Genomic DNA, 26,317 nt, shown 5'->3' with positions numbered 1-26,317 from the left:
AAGGCTCTTTCTTCAGGCTTTTTTCTTTTTTAAAGGTAAAAAAGAGTTTTTTGCATATTTTTTCTAAAACTAGTAACCGCGTAGGCATACCGCACATAAGATATGTTGACTAAATTTACACCCATCCGATAGTTCAACTCAGGATCAGGCAAGGAGGGTTACATTGAAAGAAAAAGAGTTTCAACCTAAACCGCTACTTACAAAGCGTGAACGAGAAGTATTCGAGCTTTTAGTACAGGACAAAACAACAAAAGAAATCGCGAGTGAACTATTCATTAGCGAAAAAACAGTTCGAAATCATATTTCTAATGCGATGCAAAAGCTTGGAGTCAAGGGGCGTTCTCAAGCAGTCGTAGAACTCCTTCGAATGGGAGAACTTGAACTATAACATGAGCTGGCTTTCTTCTTAGAAAGCCAGCTTTTTGTATATTTTTTTAAGTGTCGCATACATATCTAAAAAGAATGGCGTTAAGAAAATATTATAAAAAAGGTAAATCTTTATAAAAAAAACTTATTGCTTGAAATTGAATTTCAGAGTACGTATACTTTTAAGTAAGGAGATACTAGTTCAGAAGAAAGAGAGGTGAGATGATGAAAAATGTATGGATGAGCTTATTGTTATGCATGATATTCTGTTTGCCTTTTGCGAGTTTGCCAGATAAATTTATTGATAACGACTTTGAAAAAGTGAAGGTCACAAAAAGTTCGGTTCAGCATTACACCGATATTGTGCACATGTCTCCAGGAGCTAAGCACAGCGTTAAACAAATAGGATCCCTCATACAAAGCGCGATAGTAACTTTTGCTTTAGTATGGACGAGTGCCAAACTCATCATTCCAACGCATCAAATTGCGTATTTTATCCTCAAGAAAACACTTTTTTATCCAAAAATCTTTCAATCAAGTTACCTCAATTAAATAAAAAAGGTTGAAATTTCAACAGCCTTTTCTTCAAACCTAAAATTACCAACTATCCTTAGGCTTATTTGCTATGCGGATTTTCTATGCAGATAACGCGACAAAATTAAAAAATTCTTTTTAAAAACTTTATAGGAGTGATCATTCGATGATGATTAAAGAAACGGAGTTACCAGGAATCGGCCGTAAATTTGAAATTGAGACAAGCGGAGGAAACCGCGTAGTCGTTATCATTCATGATGATGGACGACGTGAAATCTACCACTTCGATCAAAAAGATTTAGAAGAAAGCATTTTTGACATTACGTTAACAGATACGGAATCAAGACAGCTAGCGGCAATTTTAGGCGGCATGATTTACAAGCCAAAAGCAATGGAAACCATTGAAGTGGCATTCAATGACTTAGTTATTGAATGGTACAAAGTTGAAAAACAAGCGAAAGCTCACAGTAAAACAATTGGTGAAATTGACGTTCGCAGCAACTATGATGTCACTATCATCGCCGTCATTAAAAACACGCAAAAAAAATTATCCACACCAGGACCAGATACGTTAATTGAAGAAGGAGATACGCTTGTCATCTCTGGTGAAAGAGGAAATTTAAAAACGCTCATTAAAGAATTGCTTTCACAAGGAGGTAGTTCATAATTGGATCATTTAGTATTTGAAGTTGGGACAGCTTTGTTACTAGTTGCTTTAGCGGCTATACTAGCACATAAATTTAAATTTACGATTATTCCATTCCTCATTCTTTTGGGCATGGCGGTTGGTCCCCATGCTCCTGAGTTTGGCTCATTCAGTTTAAAGTTTATTGAAAGCCAAGAGATTATTGAATTTATGGGGAGAATTGGAGTTCTCTTTTTACTGTTTTATTTAGGATTAGAATTTTCAGTTGGAAAGCTAATTAAATCAGGTAGGTCCATCGCGGTGGGAGGATCTATTTATATTTTAATTAACTTTACTTTAGGATTATTGTATGGATACCTGACAGGAAATCCTCTTCTTGAAGTGCTGATTATCGCTGGAATTATTACGATTTCGTCCAGCGCAATTGTCGCAAAAGTATTGGTTGATTTAAAACGAACAGCGAATCCAGAAACGGAACTGATATTAGGGATCATCATGTTTGAAGATATTTTCTTAGCCGTTTATCTTTCTGTCGTTTCAGGGTTGGTGCTTGGAGACCACGGATCGCTTGCTGGATCTTTAACATCTATTTTAATTGCGTTTGGCTATATGATGCTGTTCTTTATCATTGCTCGAAAAGCCACGCCGCTACTAAATAAACTTTTAAATATTTCATCAAACGAAATCTTTATAATCGTCGTTTTTGCGGTATTGTTTTTTGTGGCAGGCTTCTCAGAAACAATTCACGTGGCAGAAGCAATTGGTGCGTTATTGCTTGGACTTGTCTTTTCTGAAACGGAACATCGTGATCGTATTGAACATCTTGTCGTACCGTTTCGTGATTTCTTTGGAGCTATCTTTTTCTTCAGCTTCGGGTTAAGTATTGATCCTCTCACACTGTGGGATGCAGGCTGGCTTGCGCTTGGCGCAGTTGCGCTTACGATAATTGGTAACTTTACAGCCGGTATGATTTCAGGAAGAAAAAGCGGGCTGTCACACAAGGCCTCTACCAACATTGGGTTAACGATTATGTCACGAGGCGAGTTTTCGATCATTATGGCTAACATTGGAATTGAAGGAGGATTATCTGCAATTCTTCAGCCATTCGCCGCGCTTTATGTACTGATTTTAGCTATTATTGGCCCTTTGTTAACGAAGGAGTCTAAGCATATATACGGATTTTTAAACTCGGTATTTAAATGGAAAAAACCAAATCCTCAAGAATCAAAGTGATAAAATATATAAAACACAGTTGACAAATCGGATTAATATGATAAAATTCAAAATAATCCAATAACAAATCAGTTAAATATAGCAACGGGCTGATCGGTCAACCGAAAGCTCCTACCTTTTTCAGGTAGGAGCTTTTGTGTTTTTAGATGAACGAGCTTTTGATTTGAAAATTCAAGGAGGAGGAACTGCTGTGAGTGTTGTCATTCAATCTGTTAACAGAACATTTCAAAAAGGAGAACAAGTAACTCAAGCATTGCGAAATGTAAATCTTACGATTAATAAAGGTGAATTTATAACCGTTATTGGTCCGAGCGGATGTGGAAAAAGTACGCTGCTTAAAATGATTGCAGGACTTGATATGGATTATGAAGGGCGTATTGAAATAAACGGGAAGCATATAGGCGGACCTAGCATTAAACAAGGAATGATCTTTCAAGAACACCGCTTGTTCCCATGGCTTAATGTGGAGCAAAATATAGCGGCTGACTTATCGCTGAAAGATTCGAACGTTCGGCGCCGCGTAGATGAGTTAATTGATATTGTCAGGCTGAAAGGATTTGAAAAAGCTTATCCTCGAGAATTATCTGGAGGGATGTCTCAACGAGTCGCTATTGCGCGTGCTCTTTTAAGAAATCCAGAAGTTTTATTGTTAGATGAACCCTTCGGTGCATTAGATGCTTTCACTCGCACGCATTTGCAAGATGTGCTGCTAGACATATGGAAAAAAGAAAAAACAACCATGATTTTTGTTACCCATGATTTAGACGAATCCATTTACTTGGGTACTAAAATTGTGATTATGAGTGCCAGACCAGGAGAAATTAGCCGGGTCGTTCCAGTAGAAATTAGTCATCCGCGAAAAAAGACAGAACCACCTTTTCAGCAGCTGAGGCAGCAAGTACTGAAAGAATTTGAAGAAGCAGGAGAACATTAAAGATTCAATAAGACAGAGAAGGAGACAGAGCAGATGAAAAAGCTACTTTTAACTGCAGCTATTGTACTTGTTCTCGCATTGGCTGGGTGCGGGACGAAAGAAAAAGCGAGCGGAGAAGATTCAAAAAACGTTACGATTAATATTGGTATCCAACAAAGCTTAGGTCCTTTAATGCTGGCACAAAACCAAAAATGGTTTGAAAAAGAATTTAAAAAAATAGGTGTAAATGTCAAATGGACAGAGTTTCAAAGCGGTCCTCCGCAATTTGAGGGTATAGCATCTGGACACTTGGATTTCGGCCAAGTTGGAAATTCACCGGTTATTTCTGGTCAAGGGGCAGACATTCCGTTTTTAGAAATTGCTAATTCCAGCGACGGGTTGAAAGGAAACGCTATTTTAGTAGGGAAAAACAGCAAGATTAAAAGCGTAAAAGATTTAAAAGGTAAAAAGATCGCGGTTGCGAAAGGAAGCAGCGGTTTTAATTTATTGTACAGAGCTCTTGACCAAAATGGGTTGAAGCCAAGTGATGTAAAGATTATTCAGCTTCAGCCAGACGAAGCTCAGCCAGCATTTGAAAATGGGTCAGTGGATGCATGGTCAATCTGGGAACCGTTTATCTCACTGCAAAACTTAAAAAATGAAGCTCGTATTTTAGCAGACGGCGATTCATTAAAGGTTGTTTCACCAGGTTTTACTATTGTAAGAGAAGGCTTTGCAAAAGATCATCCAGAGTTAGTCGTTAAGTTTTTACAAGTTTATCAAAAAGCGCTTGAATGGCAAAACGAACATTTTGAAGAATCTGTGGATATTTTAGCAAAGCAAAAAAATCTAGATAAAGACGTAGTAAGACAAGTGTTAAAAAATAATCCTGCCTATAATCGCCCAACTTCTAAAGAAATTATTGCAGAACAACAGCGAACAGCTGATTTTCAACAATCTTTAGGCGTTATTAAAAAGAAAATTGATACTGGAGATGTTGTTGATAATTCATTTATTGAAAAAGCATTAAAAGAAAAATGAGGTGATGAAAATGAGTAAAACATCTGTGGTTTCAGGACACGTCCAGTCTTCAGCAGCTCACTTGCAGAAAGTGAAAAAAAGAAAGGAAGAAGTGAAAAATAAGCAGGGAATTTTCCTTCGGTCTCTTGTCGTGCCACTTCTGCTTATCGTGGTGTGGCAAATCATTGGTTCCGCGGGCTATGTATCTAAAACTGTTCTTCCTACACCTGTTGATATTGTACTTTCTTTTAAACAACTCATCGTATCGGGGGAACTTGGAGCTAATCTTCAAATCAGTATTTTGCGTGCCGCCATAGGTTTTGCCGTTGGAGCTGGACTAGGGTTACTATTTGGTGTAATTGTCGGTTTCTCAAAGAAAACGGAGCACTATATGGATCCATCTATTCAAATGCTTAGAACTGTTCCACACCTTGCATTGGCGCCTTTATTTATCTTATGGTTTGGCTTTGGTGAAATTTCAAAGATATTGCTAATCGCAAACGGTGCATTTTTCCCAATCTATGTTAATACGTATCTAGGCATTCGCGGCGTTGATTCGAAATTATTTGATGTTGCTCGTGTTCTTCAATTTAGTAAATGGAAACAAATCACAAAACTTATTTTACCAGCTGCTCTTCCTAATATTTTACTTGGTGTCCGGTTATCTTTAGGTATTGCATGGCTCGGACTGGTAGTTGCTGAATTAATGGGAGCAAGTGAAGGTGTAGGATACATGATTATGGATGCTAGACAGTTTTCTCAAACGGATGTAGTTTTTGTCGGAATTATCATTTTTGCTGTTGTAGGCAAATTAACCGATTCATTTGTTCGAGTATTAGAAAAGCGTCTTCTTAAATGGAGAGACAGCTACGCAGGTGAAAAATAAAAGAAGGATTTATACACGTATTAATCCTTGTAAATCTATCAGTTTTATAAACGAAAAGGAGAGATGATAATGAGCCAGGTTACAATTATTACAGGAAGCCCTTCAAAGCAATCAAGGTCAGCTGCTTTAAGCGAGTATATTGCAGCATATCTACAAGATGAAAAATATGAAGTGAAAACCGTGCATGTCCGTGACTTGCCCGCTGAAGACTTAGTATATGCTAACTTTTCTAGCCCTGCGATTCAAGAAGCTCAAAAGAAAGTCGCAGATGCTGATGCCGTTATTATTGTCAGCCCAATCTATAAAGCTAGCTACACAGGAATTTTAAAAACATTTTTAGATTTAATACCTGAAAAAGGTTTTCACAATAAAACCGTGCTGCCGATAGCTACAGGGGGAACCATTGCTCACCTACTGGCTCTTGATTATGTATTTAAGCCGACTTTATCCGTTTTAGGGGCTACTGCTCTTATTCATGGAGTTTATATTGTTGATTCTGAGGCGGCTTATACGAAAGAAAATGAAATTGAGTTTATTGCGGAAGAAGCAGAAGCGAGAATTAAACGTTCATTAAAAGAGCTGGGATATCATCTAGAACAAACGAAAAGGAGTGTTGAATCATGAAAATACTATGGTTTATTCCTTCCCATGGAGATGGAAGATATTTAGGGACAAATCGAGGAGGTCGTTCAGCAGACTATTCATATTTTCGGCAAGTTGCTCAAGCAGCTGACCGTTTAGGGTTTGAAGGAGTTTTGATTCCAACGGGGAAATCATGCGAAGACCCTTGGCTATTGGCTGCTTCACTTATACCTGAAACAGAGCGTTTGAAATTTTTAGTAGCTGTACGTCCCGGCATTATGGCCCCTTCCGTGGCAGCGCGCATGACCTCGACTCTTGATCGAATTTCAAACGGTCGTTTACTAGTTAATGTAGTAGCAGGAGGAGATCCGGCAGAATTAGCGGGAGATGGCCTTTTCTTATCACATGATGAACGTTATGAAGCTGCGGATGAATTTTTAGATGTGTGGAAAGGGTTATTGGCTGGAGATACGGTTAATTATGAAGGAAAACATATTCATGTAGAGAATAGTGAGCTGTTGTATCCACCTGTTCAAAAACCTTCTCCACCTATTTATTTTGGCGGATCTTCACCCGCCGGACAAAAAGTTGCAGCAAAACATTCTGACGTGTATTTAACATGGGGCGAACCTCCTGAACAAGTAAGAGAAAAAATAGCGGCTGTGAGAAAGCAAGCAGAAGCAGAAGGCAGAACCGTTAAGTTTGGGATTCGTTTGCATATTATTGTACGGGAAACCGAAGAAGAAGCTTGGCAAGCAGCCGATCGATTAATTCAGCATTTGGACGAAGACACGATTCAAGCAGCACAGCGTACTTTTGCTAGGTATGACTCAGTCGGGCAGCAGCGAATGGCGAGCCTTCATAGAGGAACCCGAGAAGAACTTACGATTAGCCCTAACTTATGGGCAGGTGTAGGGCTCGTCCGGGGAGGTGCAGGAACTGCACTAGTAGGCAGTGCTGAAAATGTAGCGAAACGAATAAAAGAATATGAAGCTTTAGGAATTGAATCTTTTATTTTATCAGGCTATCCGCATTTAGAGGAAGCTTATCACGTAGGAGAGTTATTGTTCCCGCTTTTAAATATTGATGACGGTGAAGGAAAGAGTAAAAGCATCGGTGAGATTATTGCAAACGATAGGTTTCCAAAAGCTTCAACATCGTAAAAGAAGAACCGGTGAAAAATTCACCGGTTCTTCTTTTACATTCATCTCAGCCGAGAGACGAGTTCGTTAAATTGTTGGTTTAGGTTTTTCAGGTGCAGCTTGTTTATCTTTTCGACTTTCTTGAATATATACTTTAAATAGAAAAATATTTAAACAGCCCAGTGTGAGGAATAACGGTGCAAAATAATATTCTTGAGACATAAGTAGGACGAAAACGCTTCCAAAACAGAACAGAGAACTAAACATAAAGTAAAACTGTAAGAATCTTCTCATTTTAGTCGCCTCCTATTCTTTTTCTTCTTACAATTATTATATCAAATACTTTCCAAAAAAGACACAAAATATTCACAAAATGTTCAATTTTTTTCTTGTTCACCTATTGATTTTTTTGTCGATATGTAAATTTAGTGGGTTGTAATACCAATTAATTCCTGATCATAACTTTCCGATGGAAAGTTTATGTAAAATTTTATATGATAGAGAAATGGTATTGAAAAAAGGGGGAAAATCATCATGAGACGAATTGGGTGGCTATTTTTTACTATGGCAATTCTCTTATTAATAACTGCCGGTTGCTCAAATGATCAACAGAAAGCACAGGATCGATTTGATAAATATGTAGCCATGTGGAATAAAGAAGATTTTAAAGGCATGTATGGATACTTGTCTAAAGATGCTAAAAAGACGATTTCAGAAAAAGATTTTATAAATCGATATAAAAATATCTATGATGCAATTGAAGCGGGCAAGCTTAAAGTGAAGGCAAGTAAAATAGAAGACTTAGAAATAAAAGACCATAAAGCTGTTTTACCTTTTGAAGTAAACATGAACTCTGTAGCCGGTGAAATCTCATTTAAAGAAAATGCTGCTGTGGTTCAAGAAAAACAAGGGGATACAGAGAATTGGTATATTAATTGGAAGCCTAATATGATTTTTAAAGGACTTAAGCAAGGAGAGCAAGTGAGAGTAGCTGCTCAGTCAGCTGTGCGTGGAGAAATTATGGATCGTTCAGGGAAATATTTAGCTCAAAATGGAGAAGCGATTCAAGTTGGAGTTGTTCCCCAGCAGTTTTCTAAAGGCGGCGAGCAAGCTATACAACAATTAAGCAAGACTCTTGCTCTTTCAGAAAAAAGTATTAATCAAGCACTGAGCGCTTCTTGGGTGAAAAAGAATCAATTTGTTCCTATTAAAACAGTTAGTCAAAAAGACGCCTCTAATTTAGAGAATTCTTTGAAAAAAGTAGAAGGCATTCAACAAAAAAAGGTAAATGCGCGCGTATATCCTTGTGAAGAAGCGTGTGCCCATTTAGTTGGATACGTTGCGCCTGTCACAGCGGAATATTTAAAAGAGCATAAAGATGAAGGCTATAATGCTCAGTCTAAAGCTGGAATGATTGGCTTAGAGTCTTTATATGAAGATAAGCTTCGTGCTCGAGACGGCGTCACGATTTATACAGTAGATAAAGATGGCAATAAAAAGAATGAAATTGCAAAAGTGAATCCAAAAGACGGGGAAAGCATTCAAGTTACGATAGACATGAATGTTCAAAAATCCCTTTATGAACAGTTAAAAGATGAAAAAGGAGTAGCTACTGCTCTTCAACCTAAAACGGGAGAAATATTAGGTCTTGTAAGCACGCCAGCTTTTGATCCGAATTCTTTTTCTTTTGGAATCGATGCTAATACGTACCAATCCCTTTCAACGAATCCCGATAAGCCGTTAATGAATCGCTTTACCAAAACGTATTCTCCGGGATCTACATTTAAGTTAGTCACGGGAGCTTTAGCGGTTGATGAAGGCGTGGTAAATCCAAACGAAAGTATATCAATCAGCGGGAAGAAATGGCAAAAAGATAAAAGCTGGGGGAATTTCTACGTAACACGAGTGGGAAGCAAGCCGAATGTTAATTTACGTGATGCTTATGTTACATCTGATAATATTTATTTTGCGCAGACTGCTTTGAAGCTAGGTTTAGACAAATTTAACAGTGGTTTAAAACAGTTTGGGTTCAATCAAAAAATGCCTGTTAATTATCCTTTTGAAACGTCTAAAATTGCAGGTGATCAAGATATTAAAGATGAGGGAGTATTAGCAAACTCTGGCTATGGCCAGGGGAAACTGCAAGTGAATCCTCTCCACTTGGCATTGATGTATACATCGATTGTCAACGATGGAAACATAGTAAAGCCTATTCTTATGAACAGTGATGAGAGTGGAATATGGAAAAAACAAGTAATATCTAAAGAAACGGCGCAATTAATTCAAAATGATTTAGTTGATGTCATTGAAGATAAAAACGGTACGGGTCATGCTGCAAAGATAGATGGGTTAACCCTGGCTGGAAAAACTGGAACGGCAGAATTAAAGAAAACTCAAGGTGAAAAAGGGCAGGAAAACGGCTGGTTTGTAGCTGTGGATACAAAACAGAAAAACCTACTCGTTTCAATGATGATTGAAGGAGTAGAAGATAAAGGCGGAAGTCATTACGTCGTGCCGAAAGTAAAAAATGTATTTCAGCAATATAATAAGTAAATAATAAAAGCCAGTTCTAAAGGAGCTGGCTTTTATTATTTACACAAGAGGAGTAATGTTAAGTTTTTGTAAATCCCAGTTTTATACAAACTCTGAAAACCCTTATTTTAAAGGGAATGAACGTATTATTGTTAATGTATTGTAAAGAGACCTAAAAAAATGTGTTTGAAAAGTTATTGACAATTAACAATAATAGGAGTAATTTTTGACTTGGCGTAAAAAAATGAATCGCATAACCTATAAGTAAAAGAACCATCTTTTGGGACTTTTGCTCTGGTAAACGTTTGTTTTTTTCGAATTTTTTGATACACAAGAGAGGTGGTTTCTCTCGTTATAGTAATGAACAGCTAAGTTTTATCCATTACTTTAAATGAAAAAAGAAACTAGAACACATATAAAAAGATAGAGAGAAAAAACGAGTGGTAAAGTTTCGATAAATTGGATGGAGGATTGCAACGTGATCAAAAGAAAAAAAGACAAGTTTTCTGAAATGTTAATGGACATTGCCCAAAATATTAAGGACTCAGCAGATTTTTTAGGCAGCTTTGAACTTCAAAATGTATCTGACCTAAAGGAATTTGCCAATGTTTTAAAAGCGTATGAATCAAAAGGTGATAAATACGTGCATACAGTGATTACTGAGTTGAACAAAGCATTTATTACTCCAATTGAGCGTGAAGATATTTTACAGCTAGCAATGAGCATGGATGATGTACTTGATGGCATCGACAGCTTTGCTGCTTTAATGGAAATTCATTCAATTACGACATTTGATGAATATGTAGCTGAATTTGTTAAAAATATTCAAGGCTGTGCTGAAGAGATTTTAATTACTATTAATTTGTTGTCTGAGAAAAAGCTTCTTCAAATTAGTGAGCATGCAATTAAAATTAAAGAGTATGAGTCACATTGTGATACATTATATCGTCGTGCATTAAAACAATTATTCGCAACATGTAAAGATCCAATTAAAGTTATTCAATATAAAGAAATTTATGAAACGCTAGAAGAAATCGCGGATTATTGTCAAACGGTTGCAAACAACTTAGAATCAGTTATTATGAAGAATGCGTAACGGGGCTATATTATAATGGATTCGATGCTAATATTAACTATTCTAATTGTAGTTGGTGCACTTGGTTTTGACTTTATCAACGGATTTCACGATACAGCTAATGCCATTGCGACTTCTGTTTCAACCAAAGCTTTAAAACCGCGACATGCAATTCTTTTAGCCGCAACCATGAACTTTGTCGGTGCTATGACGTTTACGGGCGTAGCCAAAACGATTACAAAGGATATCGTTGATCCTTATACGCTTCAAAACGGTTCTGTCGTTATTTTAGCAGCATTAATTTCTGCTATCGCGTGGAACCTAATCACATGGTATTTCGGTATCCCGAGTAGTTCTTCTCATGCAATTATTGGATCGATTGCAGGAGCAGCTATTGCAGCTGCTGGATTTGGTGCTTTAAATTACAAAGGTTTCATCAAAATCATTGAAGCCCTTCTAATTTCACCAGTTCTAGCCTTTGTAGTAGGTTATATTGTCTATACGATTATCAAACTAACGTTTAAAAACCATAACTTGACGAAAACGAATAAGCGTTTTCGACGCGTTCAAATCCTGACTGCAGCCCTACAATCTTACACACACGGTACGAATGATGCGCAAAAAGCAATGGGTATCATTACGCTAGCGCTTATTGCTAACAATATGCAAAGCGGTACTGAGATTCAGTGGTGGGTACAGCTGGCTTGTGCGGTCGCAATGGGGCTTGGAACGTCAATTGGTGGATGGAAAATCATTAAAACCGTCGGCGGTAAAATTATGAAAATTCGTCCTGTTAATGGAGTAGCTGCGGACTTAACAGGGGCTGCCATTATCTTTGGAGCAACGTTTATTCATCTACCTGTCAGTACTACTCATGTTATTTCATCTTCTATCTTAGGTGTAGGTTCTGCTCACCGAGTGAAAGGTGTAAAATGGGGAACTGCACAGCGCATGGTGATTACATGGGTTATCACATTGCCAATTTCAGCTTCATTAGCTGCACTTATCTATATGATTTTAAATTTGTTATTTTAATAAATGTGGAGCTTCTTTTTAAGAAGCTCCTTTTTTTATTTACATCCCCTCATTTGCACAGTACACTTAAAACATGAAAATAACACAATTGTTTTTAAAAGGGAGATGGGGAAATGTTTGGAAAAGTGGCTGCTGATGTATTGGGGCTAAGTGATATTGGTTCTGTTATTAAGCCGGTTGATTATGACAAGGTAGATGCAGACGATTACGTTATGCATGAAGAACAAGAAAAAATTTATTTTCTAATCAAATCAAAGTCAGATGAATATTGCTTTACCAATAAAGCGCTCATTCATCTTGATGGAACAAGTGCTACAAGCAAAAAGCGAATGCTTCGCCGCTATAACTACAGCACAAATCACATTTCAAACGTGATGCTAGAAACGGCTGGAACTGTCGATTTAGATGTGGAAATTAAATTTAAAATTGGCTCGGAGACTTTTTCTATCGATGTACACAAAAAGCATATAGAAGAGGTAAAAGATTTATATAAAGCGCTGTTTAAAATGTCTGAAATAACGCGTGAAAATGAAATTGCGCTCGATTTTGCTAAACAAAGCATTCAGCTAGCTTCTTCTACGCTAAGCAGTACACGAAATACAAGTGGAAGTGTTGCTGGTGAATTTAAAGAAATTAACGAAGCCGCGTTTTCTTGGTTATTAGATAAAAAAACAGCCTACACAACAAAAGATTTCAGCTCAGTTTTCGAGCTGTATATCAATAATTAATAGAAACAGCTGCTCCTTTTATGGAGCAGCTGTTTTTTAATACTGAATGAGAGTATGTAGACTTATGATGAACGTTGTAGAATCCTCATGTTAACCTTGAAAAATCACTGAAAAAAGAGCACAATATAAAATAGAAAAGAGAAACAATAGAGACGGGTTTAGCTGAAAGAAATAATAGAAAATAAGACTTATAGGTGGAAAGGATTACGGTATGACAGCAAAAAATAATGAGGATACAGTGGCAGAATTAGAGAAGTCACTTCGACATATTGCAGCGATTGTGAAACAAAAAGGAAGAGAAATTTTAGAAGACTATACGATTACGCCACCTCAGTTTATTGCTTTGCAGTGGCTGTTTGAACGTGGAGATATGACGATTGGCGATTTATCAAATCGTATTTTTCTCGCTTGTAGTACAACGACAGATTTAGTAGATCGTATGGAAAAAAATAAGTTGGTGGTTCGGGTGAAAGATCCAAAAGACCGCCGCGTAGTGCGTATTCATTTGCTTCCTGAAGGAGCACGTGTTATCGAAGAAGTAATTGAAAAGCGACAAACGTATTTAAATGGCGTACTGGCAAACTTCTCTCCGAGTGAAACGGAAGTTTTACGAGTAACGTTACGAAAATTGCATGATGAAATGAAAGAAAAATGAGGCGATTGTTTTGAGTAGACCAATTGGTGTTATAGATTCAGGTGTGGGCGGATTAACGGTAGCAAAGGAAATTATGAGACAGCTTCCGAAAGAACAAATTATGTATATTGGAGATACAGCCCGCTGCCCATACGGTCCTCGTCCTAGTGAAGAAGTACGAGCTTTCACGTGGGAGATGACTAATTATTTAGTAGATAAAGATATTAAAATGCTTGTTATTGCGTGTAATACGGCTACGGCAGTTGTGCTGGATGAAATTCAAGAACAGCTCGATATTCCGGTTATAGGCGTCATTGAACCAGGATCACGCGCTGCGCTTAAAGTAACTAAAAATCATAAAATAGGCGTAATCGGCACAAATGGAACCGTGAAAAGTCAAGCCTATACACATGCACTCCGCGCTCTTCATACGAGAGTGGAAGTGGAAAATTTGGCATGCCCTTTGTTTGTACCTCTTGTAGAGAGCGGTAATTATGAAGGACCGGAAGCGCAGCGAATTGTAAAAGAAACATTAAAACCTTTTTATCATACAGATATGGATACCCTTATTTTAGGATGTACGCATTATCCGTTATTAAAGCCAGTTATTCAAGAAGCAATTGGGCCTCGAGTTCAGTTAATCAGTTCTGGCGAAGAAACGGCAATAGAGGTAAGTGCCATTCTTTCTTATAGCAATTTACTCGCTCCTAGAAACATGGAGCCTGAACACTACTTCTTTACAACAGGATCAACAGAACTGTTTCAATCTATTGCATCTAAATGGTTTGAGCACCCTGTATATAATGTTGAACATATCAAGCTTTAAAACCGTGCATATTATGCTCGGTTTTTTTTGTGGACAAAAACTTTTTTGAGCTGGTCTAAAATGCAAAAAAGCTCGTATACATAGTAGTACAAACAGTCTGAGGAGGGAAAGGAATGTCCAAAAAGACCCAACTTGTTCTCATATCCGCCGTGGTGACCACATCTGTATTGTTATCCGGCTGTGGACTTTTCGGAGGGGATAACGCAGCAAAGGAAATTGATCCGCCAAAGGATGTCACCTATGTGAAAGATGAAAAATCATTAGCGACTGAAGCGAAAGTAACGGAAGCTAATAAAAAACAAAGTAAAGCGGCAGAAACATCTGCGCCTACCAAAAGAGAACTCTACTTAATTGATAAAAACGGGTACGTTGTTCCCCAGACGCTTGAAATTCCTAAATCAAAAGGTGTCGCTAAACAGTCTCTTGAATATTTAGTAGAGGGTGGACCAGTCACAAACTTATTGCCAAATAATTTCCGAGCGGTTCTTCCTGCTGATACAAGAGTTTTAGGGACAAAGCTGGAAAGTGACGGGACGATGGTAGCAGATTTTTCACCTGAATTTGCTGAATATAAAAAAGAAGATGAACTCCGTATCCTGCAGGCCGTCACTTGGACGCTGACGCAGTTTGAAGGCGTAAATAAAGTTAAAATTCGCATTAACGGCTATGATAAAGATGAGATGCCTGTAAATCATACGCCAATCAGTAAAGGGTTGAGCAGAGCAGATGGCATTAACTTTGATAATACTGGAGTAGTTGACGTAACTCAAACAAAGCCAGTTACGATTTATTACTTAGCTCAAGAGGGCAAACAAACTTACTATGTTCCTGTCACAAAACGAATTGCTTCTGATGACAAGGATATGTACACTGCAATTGTGAACGAACTTGTAGAAGGACCTGCGCCTGCATCAGGTTTAGTGACAGATTTTAATCCCGATGCAAAGCTCGTAGCAGCTCCAAAGTATGCGGACGGTGAGTTAACGCTTAACTTTAATAAAAACATCTTTGGAAATTTAAAAGGCACGGAAATTTCTCAGCATGTTCTTGACTCCTTGGTGTTATCGCTGACAGAACAAAAAGCCGTAGACAGCGTTGCCATTAAGGTGAATGGCAAAAAAACGCTAAAAGATGAAAAAGGGAAAAAATTGACGGAACCAGTTTCAAGACCGAAAAATGTGAACACAGGTAGTTTTTAAAAACAAATTTTTGTTATACTAGTAAAGGACTAAGTAGAAAGAGGTCTGCTGAAATAGCGACCTCTTTCCGCTGTTTTATAGTTAAAATGGAAGAGACTATTACATATAAATGAATTTATAGGAGGACATGCTTAATGCGTTTGGACGGTAGGGAATTTAATGAATTGAGACCTGTATCTCTTCATACTTCATACTTAAAGCATCCAGAAGGATCTGTATTAATCTCGGTGGGAGACACAAAGGTTATTTGTACAGCAAGCATAGACGACAGAGTGCCTCCTTTTATGCGTGGACAAGGAAAAGGATGGATTACAGCTGAATATTCTATGCTGCCTCGAGCTACGGCACAAAGAAATATACGTGAATCATCAAAAGGTAAAGTCACAGGACGAACAATGGAAATTCAGCGTCTAATCGGACGAGCTCTTCGTTCTGTAGTCGATCTGGAAAAGGTCGGAGAAAAGACAATTTGGATTGATTGTGATGTTATTCAAGCTGATGGAGGCACAAGAACAGCATCGATTACAGGTGCTTTTGTGGCTATGGTTTTAGCGTTTGGAAAGCTGGTTGAAGAGAACAAGCTAACAGAAATCCCTATTCGTGACTACTTAGCTGCGACTTCAGTAGGTATTCATGGAGAAAATTCGATTTTAGATTTAAATTATGAAGAAGATTCGACAGCGGAAGTTGACATGAATATTGTGATGACAGGAAGCGGACAGTTTGTAGAATTACAGGGAACGGGAGAGGAATCGACGTTTTCGAGAGAACAGTTAAACCATCTTCTAGATTTGGGAGAAAAAGGTGTTTATCAATTGATTGAACAGCAAAAGGAAGTTCTTGATCACCTGGCTGCTTACATTCCGGTTAAAGAAAGGTAAGGGATTGACGTGCGTGAAATCATTATTGCAACTAAAAATGCAGGCAAAGTAAAAGATTTTGAAACACTTTTCTCGCCAAAGGGATTTAAAGTAAAATCGCTTCTTGATTTTCCTGAGATTGAAGACGTGGAAGAAACGGGCGTTACATTTGCAGAGAATGCGACACTAAAAGCAGAGGCCATTTCATCCGCATTAAATAAGCCGGTCATTGCCGATGACTCCGGGCTTGCTATTGACGCCTTAAACGGGGAGCCAGGCGTTTATTCCGCGCGTTATGCTGGTGAAAATAAAGATGATAATGCTAATATAGAGAAGGTACTTCAAAAGTTAAATGACGTGCCGTTTGAAAAGCGCACGGCACGCTTTCACTGTGCTCTTGCTATTGCAGTGCCTGGAAAGAGAACCGAAATTGTAGAAGGCACGTGTGAAGGGCACATCTTGGAGGAAAAAAGAGGGGAAAACGGTTTTGGGTACGATCCCATTTTCTTTGTAGAAAAATGGAGATGCTCCATGGCAGAATTGACCAAAGAGCAAAAAAATCAAATTAGTCACCGAGCAAATGCGTTAAAAAAACTAGCACCGCTAATTGATGCGCAATTTTAGAAGGAGTGATGACGTGTGAAACTATTAATTGTAAGCGATAGCCACGGGTTACAAGAAGAACTGCTCACTATCAGAGAGAGACATGCTGATGTAGATAAGATGATCCATTGTGGGGACTCTGAGTTGCCGCAAGACAGCAAAGAAATGTCTGCGTTTTTAGGCGTTCGAGGAAATTGTGACTACGATGCATCTTACGTTAATGATCGAGTAGAGTCGCTTGGAGAAGCTACGTGTCTGGTTACACACGGTCACTTATATAATGTTAAAATGTCTATGATGAATCTGCATTACAAAGCGAGAGAAGTCGGGGCAAACGTTGTTTGCTTTGGGCATTCTCACATAGCGGGAGCTGAGCTCATGGACGGAGTTTTATTTATCAATCCAGGAAGTATGTTACTTCCTCGTATGAGAAAAGAACGTACGTATGCTATACTAGTAATGGATGGTACAGAAGCTACCGTGCAGTTTTACGATATAAGCGGTAAACATATTCCTAGCATGCAGTTAACCTGTACACTTTCAGCATAATATAGCCAAATATAGGGAGAAGAGAAGGTTTTTTACCTCTCTTCTCATAAAATTTCAAAAAAAACGTTGACTTTTAAATTATATTTGAATATAATAAGTATTGTCTTTGATACACTTTAACATTATGTCCCAGTAGCTCAGCAGGATAGAGCAACGGCCTTCTAAGCCGTCGGTCGGGAGTTCGAATCTCTCCTGGGACGTCCGGAAAAAACCGGCTTTTACTTTTTAGTAAAAGCCGGTTTTTTTATTTATCTTAAAAGTGAATGTTTGTTCATTCAGTGTGTACAAATGAACGTTTCACAAAAACTTTTTGAACTGCTGTAAACCCTTATTACATCAATAATGAAAACGCATTCAAATATTCTGTTTAGTCTAAATTGTCTAAAAAAATCTTGAAAAGTGGTTGACTATGCATAGAAATGGGCGTAAGATAGTCCTCAAATATAAGTTTTCTAAAAATTTTAATTAATTGTAATTAATTTAAAATATGATGTGTAAAGCATTTTTCAAAAAGCATATAGCGTTTTAAAACGTTGAAGAGGATAAGTAGTTTTGATGTTTAGGTATCAACAGAGAGTCGGGTTGCTGGAAGCCGACGTTACCAACTCAAAATGAACTCACCTCAGAGTGTCACCCTGAAATTCAGTAAGGGCGACCGAGTGTACTTCCAAAGCACTCGTTATCAAAAAGAATGTACAGTATACATTCATAAGGTAATCATTACGATTACAAACGAGGGTGGTACCGCGTAAAGTACAAAAGACTTTTCGCCCCTTGACCTATATCATTTGATAGGGTCTATTTAGGGGTGAGAAGTCTTTTTTCTTTTATCTAGAAAACGAAAGGATGAGAAAAGTGGGAGCCAATATGCAAACGAAAGAACCTGTAAGCACTGGGGCACAAATGAATGGAGCTGACATGTTGATTGAATCTCTAAGAAGAGAAAATGTTGACGTCATCTTCGGTTACCCAGGGGGAGCCGTTTTACCGATTTACGATAAGCTATATGGTTCAGGAATGTTTCACGTACTTGCTCGTCACGAACAAGGTGGAATTCACGCAGCAGAAGGGTACGCAAGAATTTCAGGCAAACCCGGTGTAGTTATCGCAACAAGTGGTCCTGGTGCAACAAATATCGTAACAGGTTTGGCAGATGCGATGATTGACTCACTTCCTTTAGTTGTTTTTACTGGTCAAGTAGCTTCAAGTGTAATTGGTTCTGACGCGTTCCAAGAAGCAGATGTATTAGGGATCACAATGCCAATTACAAAACATAGCTATCAAGTACGCAATATCAGCGATATGCCGAGAATCATCAAAGAGGCATTTCATATTGCGACAACAGGAAGACCTGGTCCAGTCTTAATCGACATTCCAAAAGATATGGCACAGGGTGATGGAACATTTAATTACGAAGGAGAAATTGATTTACCTGGCTATCAGCCAACTTATTTTCCAAATCAGCTGCAGGTTAAAAAATTAACAGACGCAGTAGCAGCTGCAAAACAACCTGTTATTCTAGCAGGTGCGGGAGTGTTATTGAGTAAAGGTTCAGAAGAATTAAAAAATTATGCTGAACGTCAAAATATTCCGGTTATTAATACGCTTTTAGGGTTGGGTTGTTTTCCTGCAGATCATCCGCTTCATTTAGGAATGGCTGGCATGCACGGAACCTACACAGCAAACATGGCAATTTATGAGAGTGATCTTCTCATTAGTATCGGTGCACGCTTTGATGACCGAGTAACAGGTAACTTAAAGCATTTTGCACCAAATGCAAAAATTGCTCACATTGACATCGACCCAGCGGAAATTGGAAAGAATGTTCCAACCAAGATTCCAATTGTTGGAGATGCGAAAGAAGTATTGAAGCAATTGCTTCTGCAAGAAGGAGAAGTTGGAGATTATACGAAATGGCATGAGAAATTAGCGGCGTGGAAGCAAGAATATCCATTATGGTATCAGAACTCAGGGGATGTGTTAAAGCCACAAAAAGTAGTTGAGTTGCTTCACAAGTATACAAATGGAGATGCCGTTGTTACAACGGACGTTGGGCAACATCAAATGTGGGTAGCTCAATACTACACATTTAATAATCCAGATCGATGGGTAACTTCAGGTGGTCTTGGCACTATGGGCTTTGGATTACCTTCTGCAATCGGCGCTCAGCTGGCAAACAAAGATAAAACAGTTGTAGCAGTCGTTGGTGACGGTGGATTTCAAATGACGCTTCAAGAATTAGGAGTTATTAGAGAATTAAATTTACCTGTAAAAGTGGTTGTACTTAACAATCAGTCGCTTGGTATGGTTCGTCAGTGGCAGGAAATCTTCTATGAAGAACGCTACTCACACTCTTTAATTCCGAATCAGCCTAATTTAATGAAGCTTGCAGAAGCTTATGATATCAAAGGTTTACAAGCTTCTACTGAAGAAGAAGCGCATGCGGCTTTGAAAGAAGCAATGGAAACAGATGGACCTGTTCTACTAAATTTCTTTGTCGCACCTAAAGAAAACGTATATCCAATGGTTGCACCTGGAAAAGGATTACATGAAATGGTAGGGGTGAAACCATGAAGCGAATTATTACAGCAACTGTATTAAACCGTGCGGGCGTATTAAATCGCGTGACGGGGTTATTTACAAAAAGAAATTTCAATATTGAGAGTATTTCGGTAGGTCACACTGAATCTGAAGATGTATCACGCATGACGTTTGTTGTGAACGTAGAGCATGATAACGCTGCTGAACAAGTGATTAAGCAGTTAAATAAGCAGATTGACGTGTTAAAGGTTCAAGATATTACGGATCAAGCAGTGGTATCAAGAGAGCTTGCTTTAATGAAAGTAGCCTCTACGCCAGCGAGCCGTAACGAACTTTATGCAGTAATTGAGCCTTTCCGTGCAACCATCATTGATGTAAGCCGCGACAGCTTAATTATTCAAGTAACAGGTGAATCCAGCAAGATTGAAGCGATGATTGATCTGCTTCAGCCTTATGGATTAAAAGAAGTAACGCGCACGGGTACAGTAGCTGTTCCGCGCGGTACGCAAAAAGCAGCAGCCAAACTTTCATCAATCATTTAATTCTAGCTAGTTACTAACCAAGTAAACTATATAAAACTATATAAACTAAGAGGAGAGATTTATTATGACAAAGGTATATTATAACGGAGATGCAAAGGATCAATTATTACAAGGTAAAACAGTAGCAATCGTAGGCTATGGTTCACAAGGTCACGCCCATGCACAAAACTTACGCGACAGCGGAGTAAACGTGGTAGTAGGATTACGTAAAGGTAAATCATGGGACCAAGCAGAGCAAGACGGTTTCACTGTATTATCTGTAAAAGATGCAGTTCAACAAGCAGAAGTAGTAATGGTATTACTTCCAGATGAGTATCAGCCAAAAGTTTATAACGAAGAAATTCTTCCAGGACTAAAACCAGGAAAATCTTTAGTATTTGCTCACGGTTTCAACATTCACTTTAACCAAATCGTAGCACCTGAATTCGTTGACGTATTCTTAGTAGCTCCAAAAGGCCCTGGTCACCTTGTAAGAAGAACGTATGAAGAAGGAGCTGGCGTACCGGCGTTATTCGCAGTATTCCAAGATGTAACTGGAGAAGCAAAAGACGTAGCGTTAGCTTATGCTAAAGCAATCGGTTCAGCTCGTGCGGGTGTGTTAGAAACAACATTTAAAGAAGAAACAGAAACAGATCTTTTCGGTGAGCAAGCAGTACTTTGCGGTGGGTTAACTTCATTAGTTAAAGCTGGTTTTGAAACGCTTGTAGAAGCTGGCTACCAACCGGAAGTTGCATATTTTGAGTGTTTACACGAATTAAAATTAATTGTTGACCTTATGTATGAAGGCGGAATGGAAGGCATGCGTTATTCAATCTCTGATACCGCTCAATGGGGTGACTTCGTTTCAGGACCACGCGTTGTAGATGAGCGTTCAAAAGAGCAAATGAAAAAAGTGCTTGAAGATATCCAAACAGGTAAATTTGCAAAAGGCTGGATCCTAGAAAACCAAGCAAATCGTCCGGAATTTACAGCTATCAATAACCGTGAAAACGAACATTTAATTGAAAAAGTTGGCGCTCAATTACGTGAAATGATGCCATTTGTTAAAAAACAAAAGAAAGAAGCGGTGATCGCTAGTGCAAAAAATTAAACTATTTGACACGACGCTACGCGATGGTGAACAGTCACCTGGAGTCAATTTGAACCTACAAGAAAAGCTTGAAATTGCTAAGCAGTTAGAGCGATTAGGTATCGACATCATTGAAGCCGGATTTCCCGCTTCTTCAAAAGGTGATTTTCAATCCGTAAAAGAAATTGCGTCTATTGTCAAAAATTCTTCTGTAACAGGCCTTGCAAGGTCTGTTACAAAAGATATTGACATTGCATGGGAAGCGTTAAAAGAAAGTGCAGAACCAAGACTGCATGTTTTTATCGCTACTTCCGAAATTCATATGCAGCATAAATTGAAAAAGACACCTGATGAAGTACTTGAAACAGCAGTGGAAATGGTGAAGTACGCAAGTAAAAAATTCCCGGTTGTTCAATGGTCTGCTGAAGATGCATGTCGAACAGATTTACCGTTTTTAGCTAGAATTGTAGAAGCCGTTATTGATGCTGGTGCAAAAGTCGTTAATATTCCAGATACAGTAGGGTTTATCACTCCTGGCGACTATCAATCAGTATTTAATTACTTAAAAGAACATGTGTCAAATATTCATAAAGTTGATTTGTCAGCTCACTGTCACGATGACTTAGGGCTAGCTGTGGCCAATTCAATGGCTGCGATTGAAGCAGGAGCTACTCAAATTGAAGGAACGATTAACGGAATCGGAGAACGTGCGGGTAACGCAGCTCTTGAAGAAGTAGCACTTGCGCTTCATGTCCGTCAAGATTTCTATCAAGCGAGCACAGGTCTTATCTTGCCTGAAATTAAGCGTACGAGTGACATTATCAGTAAGCTTACCGGAATGAATATTGCACCAAATAAAGCAATTGTAGGAAAGAATGCTTTTGCTCATGAATCAGGTATTCACCAAGATGGCGTCTTAAAAAATCCGTTAACATATGAGATTATTTCCCCAGAACTTGTGGGTGTTAAACAAAATCCAATTGTGCTTGGTAAACACTCAGGCCGTCATGCGTTCCGTACACGCTTAGTAGAGCTTGGATTCACATTGGAAGATACAGAAGCAAACGTGCTTTTTGAGAAGTTTAAAGACTTAGCAGATAAGAAAAAAGACATTACCGATGATGATTTATTGGCATTAGTCATTCAAAAGCAAGTTAGCAAAGAAAGTGAATATAAGCTTGAAAGTCTGCAAGTTCAGTATGGTACGAACAATATTCCAACGGCTACGATTACGCTTCGCAAAGAAAATGGCGAAGAGATTCAAGAAGCAGCTACCGGATCTGGAAGCGTGGAAGCTATCTATAATACGCTGCAGCGCTGTGTTGAACAAGATGTAAAACTATTAGACTATCGTATTCAGTCTATTAACGGTGGGCCGGATGCACTGGCTGAAGTATTTGTGAAGGTTGAAAGTGAAGGAACTGAAGCAAGCGGACGCGGAGTAGCATTTGACGTATTAGAATCGTCAGCGAAAGCATATCTGAACGCCATTAATCGTTTAATCGCTATTCAGCAGCATCGTACAAAGCAAGAAGTAATGTGAACTGAAGGGAGAGACCACCATGACAAAAAAAGTCGCTGTATTACCGGGTGACGGCGTAGGAACAGAAGTAACCAAAGGCGCTGTTGCCGTTTTAAAAGCAATTGGAGAGCGCTTTGATCATCAATTTGAGTTTACGTATGGACTAATTGGCGGAGCTGCAATTGATGAAGCGGGCACACCTCTTCCAGAAAGTACAATTGAGACTTGTAAGCAGGCCGATGCTGTATTACTTGGATCGGTGGGAGGGCCAAAATGGGATCGTAACCCTTCACATTTGCGACCGGAAAAAGGTTTGCTAGCTATTCGAAAAGAACTGGATTTATATGCTAATCTTCGTCCAGTGACGTTTTATGATAGCTTAGCGGATGCCTCTCCTCTGAAAAAAGAATACATTGAAGGTGTTGACTTCATTATCGTCCGTGAGCTAACAGGAGGCTTATATTTTGGTAAGCCTAGCGAGCGCCGAACAGAAGGAAATGAAGAAACAGTTGTCGACACATTATTTTATAAGCGTACAGAAATAGAAAGAATTATTCGCCAAGCATTTGACACGGCTGTAAATCGACGTAAAAAAGTAACGTCTGTTGATAAAGCGAATGTGCTTGAGTCTAGTAGAGTGTGGCGTGAAGTAGCTGAAGAAGTAGCAAAAGACTACCCGGATGTAGAGCTTGAGCATATGCTTGTAGATTCAGCTGCTATGCAGTTAATTCGTAATCCGAAGTATTTTGATGTAGTGGTAACTGAAAATATGTTTGGTGATATTTTGAGTGATGAGGCTTCTATGCTGACAGGATCGTTAGGAATGTTGCCATCTGCCAGCTTAACGGCTGATGGTCCGTCTCTATACGAACCGGTTCACGGTTCTGCACCAGATATTGCTGGTCAAAACAAAGCTAATCCGATTGCCGCTATTTTATCTGCAGCAATGTTGCTTAGACATTCGTTTGGATTAGAAAAAGAAGCAGCAGTGATTGAACAAGCGGTTGAAAGTGTATTACATGCAGGTCATCGAACAGCTGACTTAGCAGACGGTAATCATTATTTAGGTACCGATAAAATGGTGGAGGCGATAACTGCGGTAATTGCCAATGATTCTGCCATTTCAAGCATTATGACAGCTTACAGTTAATCATGCGTTTCTCACGTTTTGTGAGAAACGTTTTTCATAATCAGAAAGGAGGAGCAGTATGAAACCAAAAACAATTATTGATAAGCTTTGGGAACAACATGTTGTACGTCGAGAAGAGGGGAAGCCGGACTTATTATATATCGATCTTCATCTTATTCATGAAGTAACGTCTCCTCAAGCATTTGAAGGTCTTCGCGTGGCAAATCGCCAAGTGAAGCGTCCAGACTTAACGTTTGCTACAATGGATCACAACATTCCAACAGTTGACCGTTTTAATATTAAAGATCCGATTGCAAAGAAACAAGTAGACAAACTATCTGAAAACTGTCATGAGTTTGGTGTGAAGCTTTTAGATTTAACAAGTGAAGAGCAAGGAATTGTGCATATCATTGGACCGGAATTAGGATTAACTCAGCCTGGAAAAACCATTGTGTGCGGAGATAGTCATACATCTACTCACGGTGCATTTGGAGCGCTTGCTTTTGGGATAGGAACTAGTGAGGTAGAGCATGTTTTAGCAACACAAACGCTATGGCAAGCGAAACCAAAAACGCTACAAGTGAAAGTGAATGGCAAAAAGCAGCCTGGCGTTTATGCTAAGGACATTGTGTTAGCAATAATTCAAAAATTCGGTGTGAATTTTGGAACGGGTTCAATCGTGGAATTTACGGGCGAATGTATTCGCGATCTTTCAATGGAAGAGCGCATGACCATTTGTAATATGTCTATTGAAGCCGGTGCAAAAGCTGGTTTAATCAGTCCAGACGATGTCACGTTCTCTTATATTAAAGGACGTCAGTATGCTCCTAAAGGAGAACAGTTTGAAAAAGCAGTGGAAGCTTGGGCAGCTTTAGCAACAGATGAAGGTGCAACGTACGATGAAACGCTGGAAATTGATGCAGATACAATTGAACCTGTTGTAACATGGGGAACAAACCCGGCGATGAGTTCTTATGTTAGCAAGCAAGTTCCTACATTAGAAGAGTGTAAAACAGAAGCTGAGAGAAAGTCTTTGTCACGAGCACTTGAGTATATGGGCTTACAGCCTGGTATGGCAATAGAAGAGATTCCAGTTCAGCATGTATTTATCGGTTCATGTACGAATGCTCGTTTGTCTGATCTTCGTGACGTGGCAGCCTTTATTAAAGGAAAGAAAGTGTCACCAGATGTGCGAGCGATCATTGTACCAGGTTCTCAAAAAGTAAAGCGAGTGGCTGAAGAAGAAGGGTTATCTGCTATTTTTATTGAAGCAGGTTTTGATTGGAGAGACTCAGGCTGCAGCATGTGTCTAGGCATGAACTCTGACTTAGTTCCACAAGGCGAACACTGTGCGTCCACTTCTAACCGGAATTTTGAAGGACGTCAAGGAAAAGGCGCCAGAACGCATTTAGTAAGCCCGGTAATGGCAGCAGCGGCAGCGGTATATGGACATTTTGTTGATGTACGCAAACTACAAGAACAAGCGGTGCGATAAGGAGGAGAACACAGATGAATGCTTTTACAATCCATACAGGGAAAGTAGCAGGTCTCGACCGAGCAAACGTAGATACTGATCAAATTATCCCAAAGCAATTTTTGAAAAGAATTGAGCGTACTGGCTTTGGCCAATTTCTATTTTTTGATTGGCGATATAATGAAGATGAGACGTTAAATGAAACGTTTGAATTAAATCAGCCTCAAAATCAAGGAGCAACAATTCTTGTAGCTGACGAGAACTTCGGATGTGGTTCGTCACGTGAACACGCGCCATGGGCGCTTTTAGACTACGGGTTTCGTGCTATTATCGCACCTTCATTTGCGGATATTTTTAAACAAAACTGTCTAAAAAATGGTATTTTACCTATTGTTTTACCAAAAGAAGATGTTTCCTATTTAATGAAAGAGTCTCAAAGTGCTTCTTACGCCTGTACAATCGATCTTCATCAGCAAAAAATTACCGATGAAGCAGGTTTTGAACGTACGTTTGATATCAATGGTCATTGGAAATATATGCTTGTTAACGGATATGATGAAATTGGCTATACGCTTTCTTTTGAAGACGACATTTCTGCTTATGAAGCAAAAACGGTAAGATATTAACCAAAAATCGAGCAAAATTATGATTTTGCTCGATTTTTTTGCGTTCCGTTA

27 protein-coding genes, 1 tRNA gene and 1 other annotated feature are annotated in these 26,317 nt (G+C 38.8%); of the genes, 27 read left to right on the top strand and 1 reads right to left on the bottom strand.

Translation table 11 applies throughout. The features are described 5' to 3' along the window. Positions 1-163 precede the first annotated feature (163 nt). The 9 genes from gerE to ssuD all read left to right on the top strand — a co-directional run bounded on the left by gerE (position 164) and on the right by ssuD (position 7,343). The gene (gene gerE / locus AC1D0Y_RS04760) at positions 164-388 is read left to right on the top strand and encodes a spore germination transcription factor GerE (protein WP_013059396.1); all 225 of its coding nucleotides are present in this window, start codon (positions 164-166) and stop codon (positions 386-388) included. 203 nt (positions 389-591) lie between these two features. After that, positions 592-918, top strand: coding sequence for a hypothetical protein (locus tag AC1D0Y_RS04755; protein WP_060745490.1), 327 nt, complete (start codon positions 592-594; stop codon positions 916-918). A gap of 148 nt (positions 919-1,066) precedes the next feature. Then, positions 1,067-1,567: a cation:proton antiporter regulatory subunit gene (locus AC1D0Y_RS04750; protein WP_013085158.1), complete on the top strand. Its 501-nt coding sequence runs from the start codon at positions 1,067-1,069 to the stop codon at positions 1,565-1,567. Next, positions 1,568-2,779 (top strand): cation:proton antiporter, encoded by a 1,212-nt coding sequence (locus AC1D0Y_RS04745; RefSeq protein WP_025750630.1) that lies wholly within the window; start codon positions 1,568-1,570, stop codon positions 2,777-2,779. It begins immediately after the preceding gene. A 190-nt stretch (positions 2,780-2,969) separates the two neighbouring features. After that, a complete protein-coding gene (locus AC1D0Y_RS04740) occupies positions 2,970-3,713 on the top strand; it encodes an ABC transporter ATP-binding protein (protein WP_060745489.1) in 744 nt (247 codons plus the stop codon). A gap of 33 nt (positions 3,714-3,746) precedes the next feature. Further along, on the top strand, positions 3,747-4,733 hold the full coding sequence (locus AC1D0Y_RS04735; RefSeq protein ID WP_477707357.1) for an aliphatic sulfonate ABC transporter substrate-binding protein: 987 nt from the start codon (positions 3,747-3,749) through the stop codon (positions 4,731-4,733). Positions 4,734-4,743: 10 nt separating this feature from the next. Beyond that, positions 4,744-5,598, top strand: a complete 855-nt coding sequence (locus AC1D0Y_RS04730) for an ABC transporter permease (protein ID WP_050688585.1) — start codon at positions 4,744-4,746, stop codon at positions 5,596-5,598. 69 nt (positions 5,599-5,667) lie between these two features. Further along, entirely contained in the window at positions 5,668-6,222 is a 555-nt protein-coding gene (gene ssuE / locus AC1D0Y_RS04725) for an NADPH-dependent FMN reductase (RefSeq protein ID WP_098333395.1), read from the top strand. Continuing rightward, a complete protein-coding gene (gene ssuD / locus AC1D0Y_RS04720) occupies positions 6,219-7,343 on the top strand; it encodes an FMNH2-dependent alkanesulfonate monooxygenase (RefSeq protein ID WP_060745463.1) in 1,125 nt (374 codons plus the stop codon). The genes ssuE and ssuD overlap by 4 nt, the downstream gene beginning before the upstream one ends. A 66-nt stretch (positions 7,344-7,409) precedes the next feature. Here ssuD and AC1D0Y_RS04715 read toward each other — a convergent pair whose 3' ends face one another. Next, positions 7,410-7,616 carry a hypothetical protein gene (locus AC1D0Y_RS04715; RefSeq protein WP_013059387.1) on the bottom strand — a complete coding sequence of 69 codons (207 nt, stop codon included), beginning with the start codon at positions 7,614-7,616 and terminating at the stop codon, positions 7,410-7,412. 240 nt (positions 7,617-7,856) lie between these two features. Here AC1D0Y_RS04715 and AC1D0Y_RS04710 point away from each other — a divergent pair, with 240 nt between their 5' ends. From AC1D0Y_RS04710 to leuD, 18 genes are all read left to right on the top strand, one after another. Next, on the top strand, positions 7,857-9,875 hold the full coding sequence (locus AC1D0Y_RS04710) for a penicillin-binding transpeptidase domain-containing protein (RefSeq protein ID WP_477707356.1): 2,019 nt from the start codon (positions 7,857-7,859) through the stop codon (positions 9,873-9,875). Between the two features lie 442 nt (positions 9,876-10,317). After that, on the top strand, positions 10,318-10,950 hold the full coding sequence (locus AC1D0Y_RS04705) for a DUF47 domain-containing protein (protein ID WP_218039679.1): 633 nt from the start codon (positions 10,318-10,320) through the stop codon (positions 10,948-10,950). A gap of 15 nt (positions 10,951-10,965) precedes the next feature. Further along, positions 10,966-11,964 (top strand): inorganic phosphate transporter, encoded by a 999-nt coding sequence (locus AC1D0Y_RS04700; protein ID WP_013059384.1) that lies wholly within the window; start codon positions 10,966-10,968, stop codon positions 11,962-11,964. Between the two features lie 113 nt (positions 11,965-12,077). Continuing rightward, complete coding sequence (locus AC1D0Y_RS04695; protein WP_013059383.1) at positions 12,078-12,692, top strand: PH domain-containing protein; 615 nt, start codon at positions 12,078-12,080, stop codon at positions 12,690-12,692. A gap of 211 nt (positions 12,693-12,903) precedes the next feature. Continuing rightward, positions 12,904-13,347 carry a MarR family winged helix-turn-helix transcriptional regulator gene (locus AC1D0Y_RS04690; RefSeq protein ID WP_013059382.1) on the top strand — a complete coding sequence of 148 codons (444 nt, stop codon included), beginning with the start codon at positions 12,904-12,906 and terminating at the stop codon, positions 13,345-13,347. A gap of 10 nt (positions 13,348-13,357) precedes the next feature. Then, positions 13,358-14,152: a glutamate racemase gene (gene racE, locus AC1D0Y_RS04685; protein ID WP_025601441.1), complete on the top strand. Its 795-nt coding sequence runs from the start codon at positions 13,358-13,360 to the stop codon at positions 14,150-14,152. Positions 14,153-14,265: 113 nt separating this feature from the next. Continuing rightward, positions 14,266-15,351, top strand: a complete 1,086-nt coding sequence (locus AC1D0Y_RS04680) for a GerMN domain-containing protein (RefSeq protein ID WP_025601439.1) — start codon at positions 14,266-14,268, stop codon at positions 15,349-15,351. A 134-nt stretch (positions 15,352-15,485) separates the two neighbouring features. Next, positions 15,486-16,232 (top strand): ribonuclease PH, encoded by a 747-nt coding sequence (gene rph / locus AC1D0Y_RS04675; protein ID WP_013059379.1) that lies wholly within the window; start codon positions 15,486-15,488, stop codon positions 16,230-16,232. A gap of 9 nt (positions 16,233-16,241) precedes the next feature. Further along, a complete protein-coding gene (locus AC1D0Y_RS04670; protein WP_025601437.1) occupies positions 16,242-16,835 on the top strand; it encodes an XTP/dITP diphosphatase in 594 nt (197 codons plus the stop codon). A 15-nt stretch (positions 16,836-16,850) separates the two neighbouring features. After that, entirely contained in the window at positions 16,851-17,363 is a 513-nt protein-coding gene (locus AC1D0Y_RS04665) for a metallophosphoesterase (protein WP_013059377.1), read from the top strand. Positions 17,364-17,489: 126 nt separating this feature from the next. Beyond that, a tRNA-Arg gene (locus AC1D0Y_RS04660) sits at positions 17,490-17,563 on the top strand. A gap of 324 nt (positions 17,564-17,887) precedes the next feature. Next, positions 17,888-18,141 (top strand) — a binding site (T-box leader). 68 nt (positions 18,142-18,209) lie between these two features. After that, entirely contained in the window at positions 18,210-19,937 is a 1,728-nt protein-coding gene (gene ilvB / locus AC1D0Y_RS04655; RefSeq protein ID WP_153254654.1) for an acetolactate synthase large subunit, read from the top strand. Continuing rightward, positions 19,934-20,446, top strand: a complete 513-nt coding sequence (gene ilvN, locus AC1D0Y_RS04650; protein WP_013059375.1) for an acetolactate synthase small subunit — start codon at positions 19,934-19,936, stop codon at positions 20,444-20,446. Before ilvB ends, ilvN begins: the two co-directional genes overlap by 4 nt. A 64-nt stretch (positions 20,447-20,510) precedes the next feature. Next, positions 20,511-21,536, top strand: a complete 1,026-nt coding sequence (gene ilvC / locus AC1D0Y_RS04645) for a ketol-acid reductoisomerase (protein ID WP_013085141.1) — start codon at positions 20,511-20,513, stop codon at positions 21,534-21,536. Then, on the top strand, positions 21,523-23,058 hold the full coding sequence (locus AC1D0Y_RS04640) for a 2-isopropylmalate synthase (protein WP_095378878.1): 1,536 nt from the start codon (positions 21,523-21,525) through the stop codon (positions 23,056-23,058). The genes ilvC and AC1D0Y_RS04640 overlap by 14 nt, the downstream gene beginning before the upstream one ends. Positions 23,059-23,077: 19 nt before the next feature. Continuing rightward, entirely contained in the window at positions 23,078-24,187 is a 1,110-nt protein-coding gene (gene leuB, locus AC1D0Y_RS04635) for a 3-isopropylmalate dehydrogenase (protein WP_013059372.1), read from the top strand. A 58-nt stretch (positions 24,188-24,245) separates the two neighbouring features. Beyond that, positions 24,246-25,661 (top strand): 3-isopropylmalate dehydratase large subunit, encoded by a 1,416-nt coding sequence (gene leuC / locus AC1D0Y_RS04630; protein ID WP_013059371.1) that lies wholly within the window; start codon positions 24,246-24,248, stop codon positions 25,659-25,661. A gap of 14 nt (positions 25,662-25,675) precedes the next feature. Next, the gene (gene leuD / locus AC1D0Y_RS04625) at positions 25,676-26,266 is read left to right on the top strand and encodes a 3-isopropylmalate dehydratase small subunit (protein WP_013059370.1); all 591 of its coding nucleotides are present in this window, start codon (positions 25,676-25,678) and stop codon (positions 26,264-26,266) included. Positions 26,267-26,317 lie beyond the last annotated feature (51 nt).

It is taken from the genome of Priestia sp. P1_B12_1, assembly GCF_056406695.1.
This window is presented reverse-complemented; position numbering and strand designations above follow the sequence as displayed.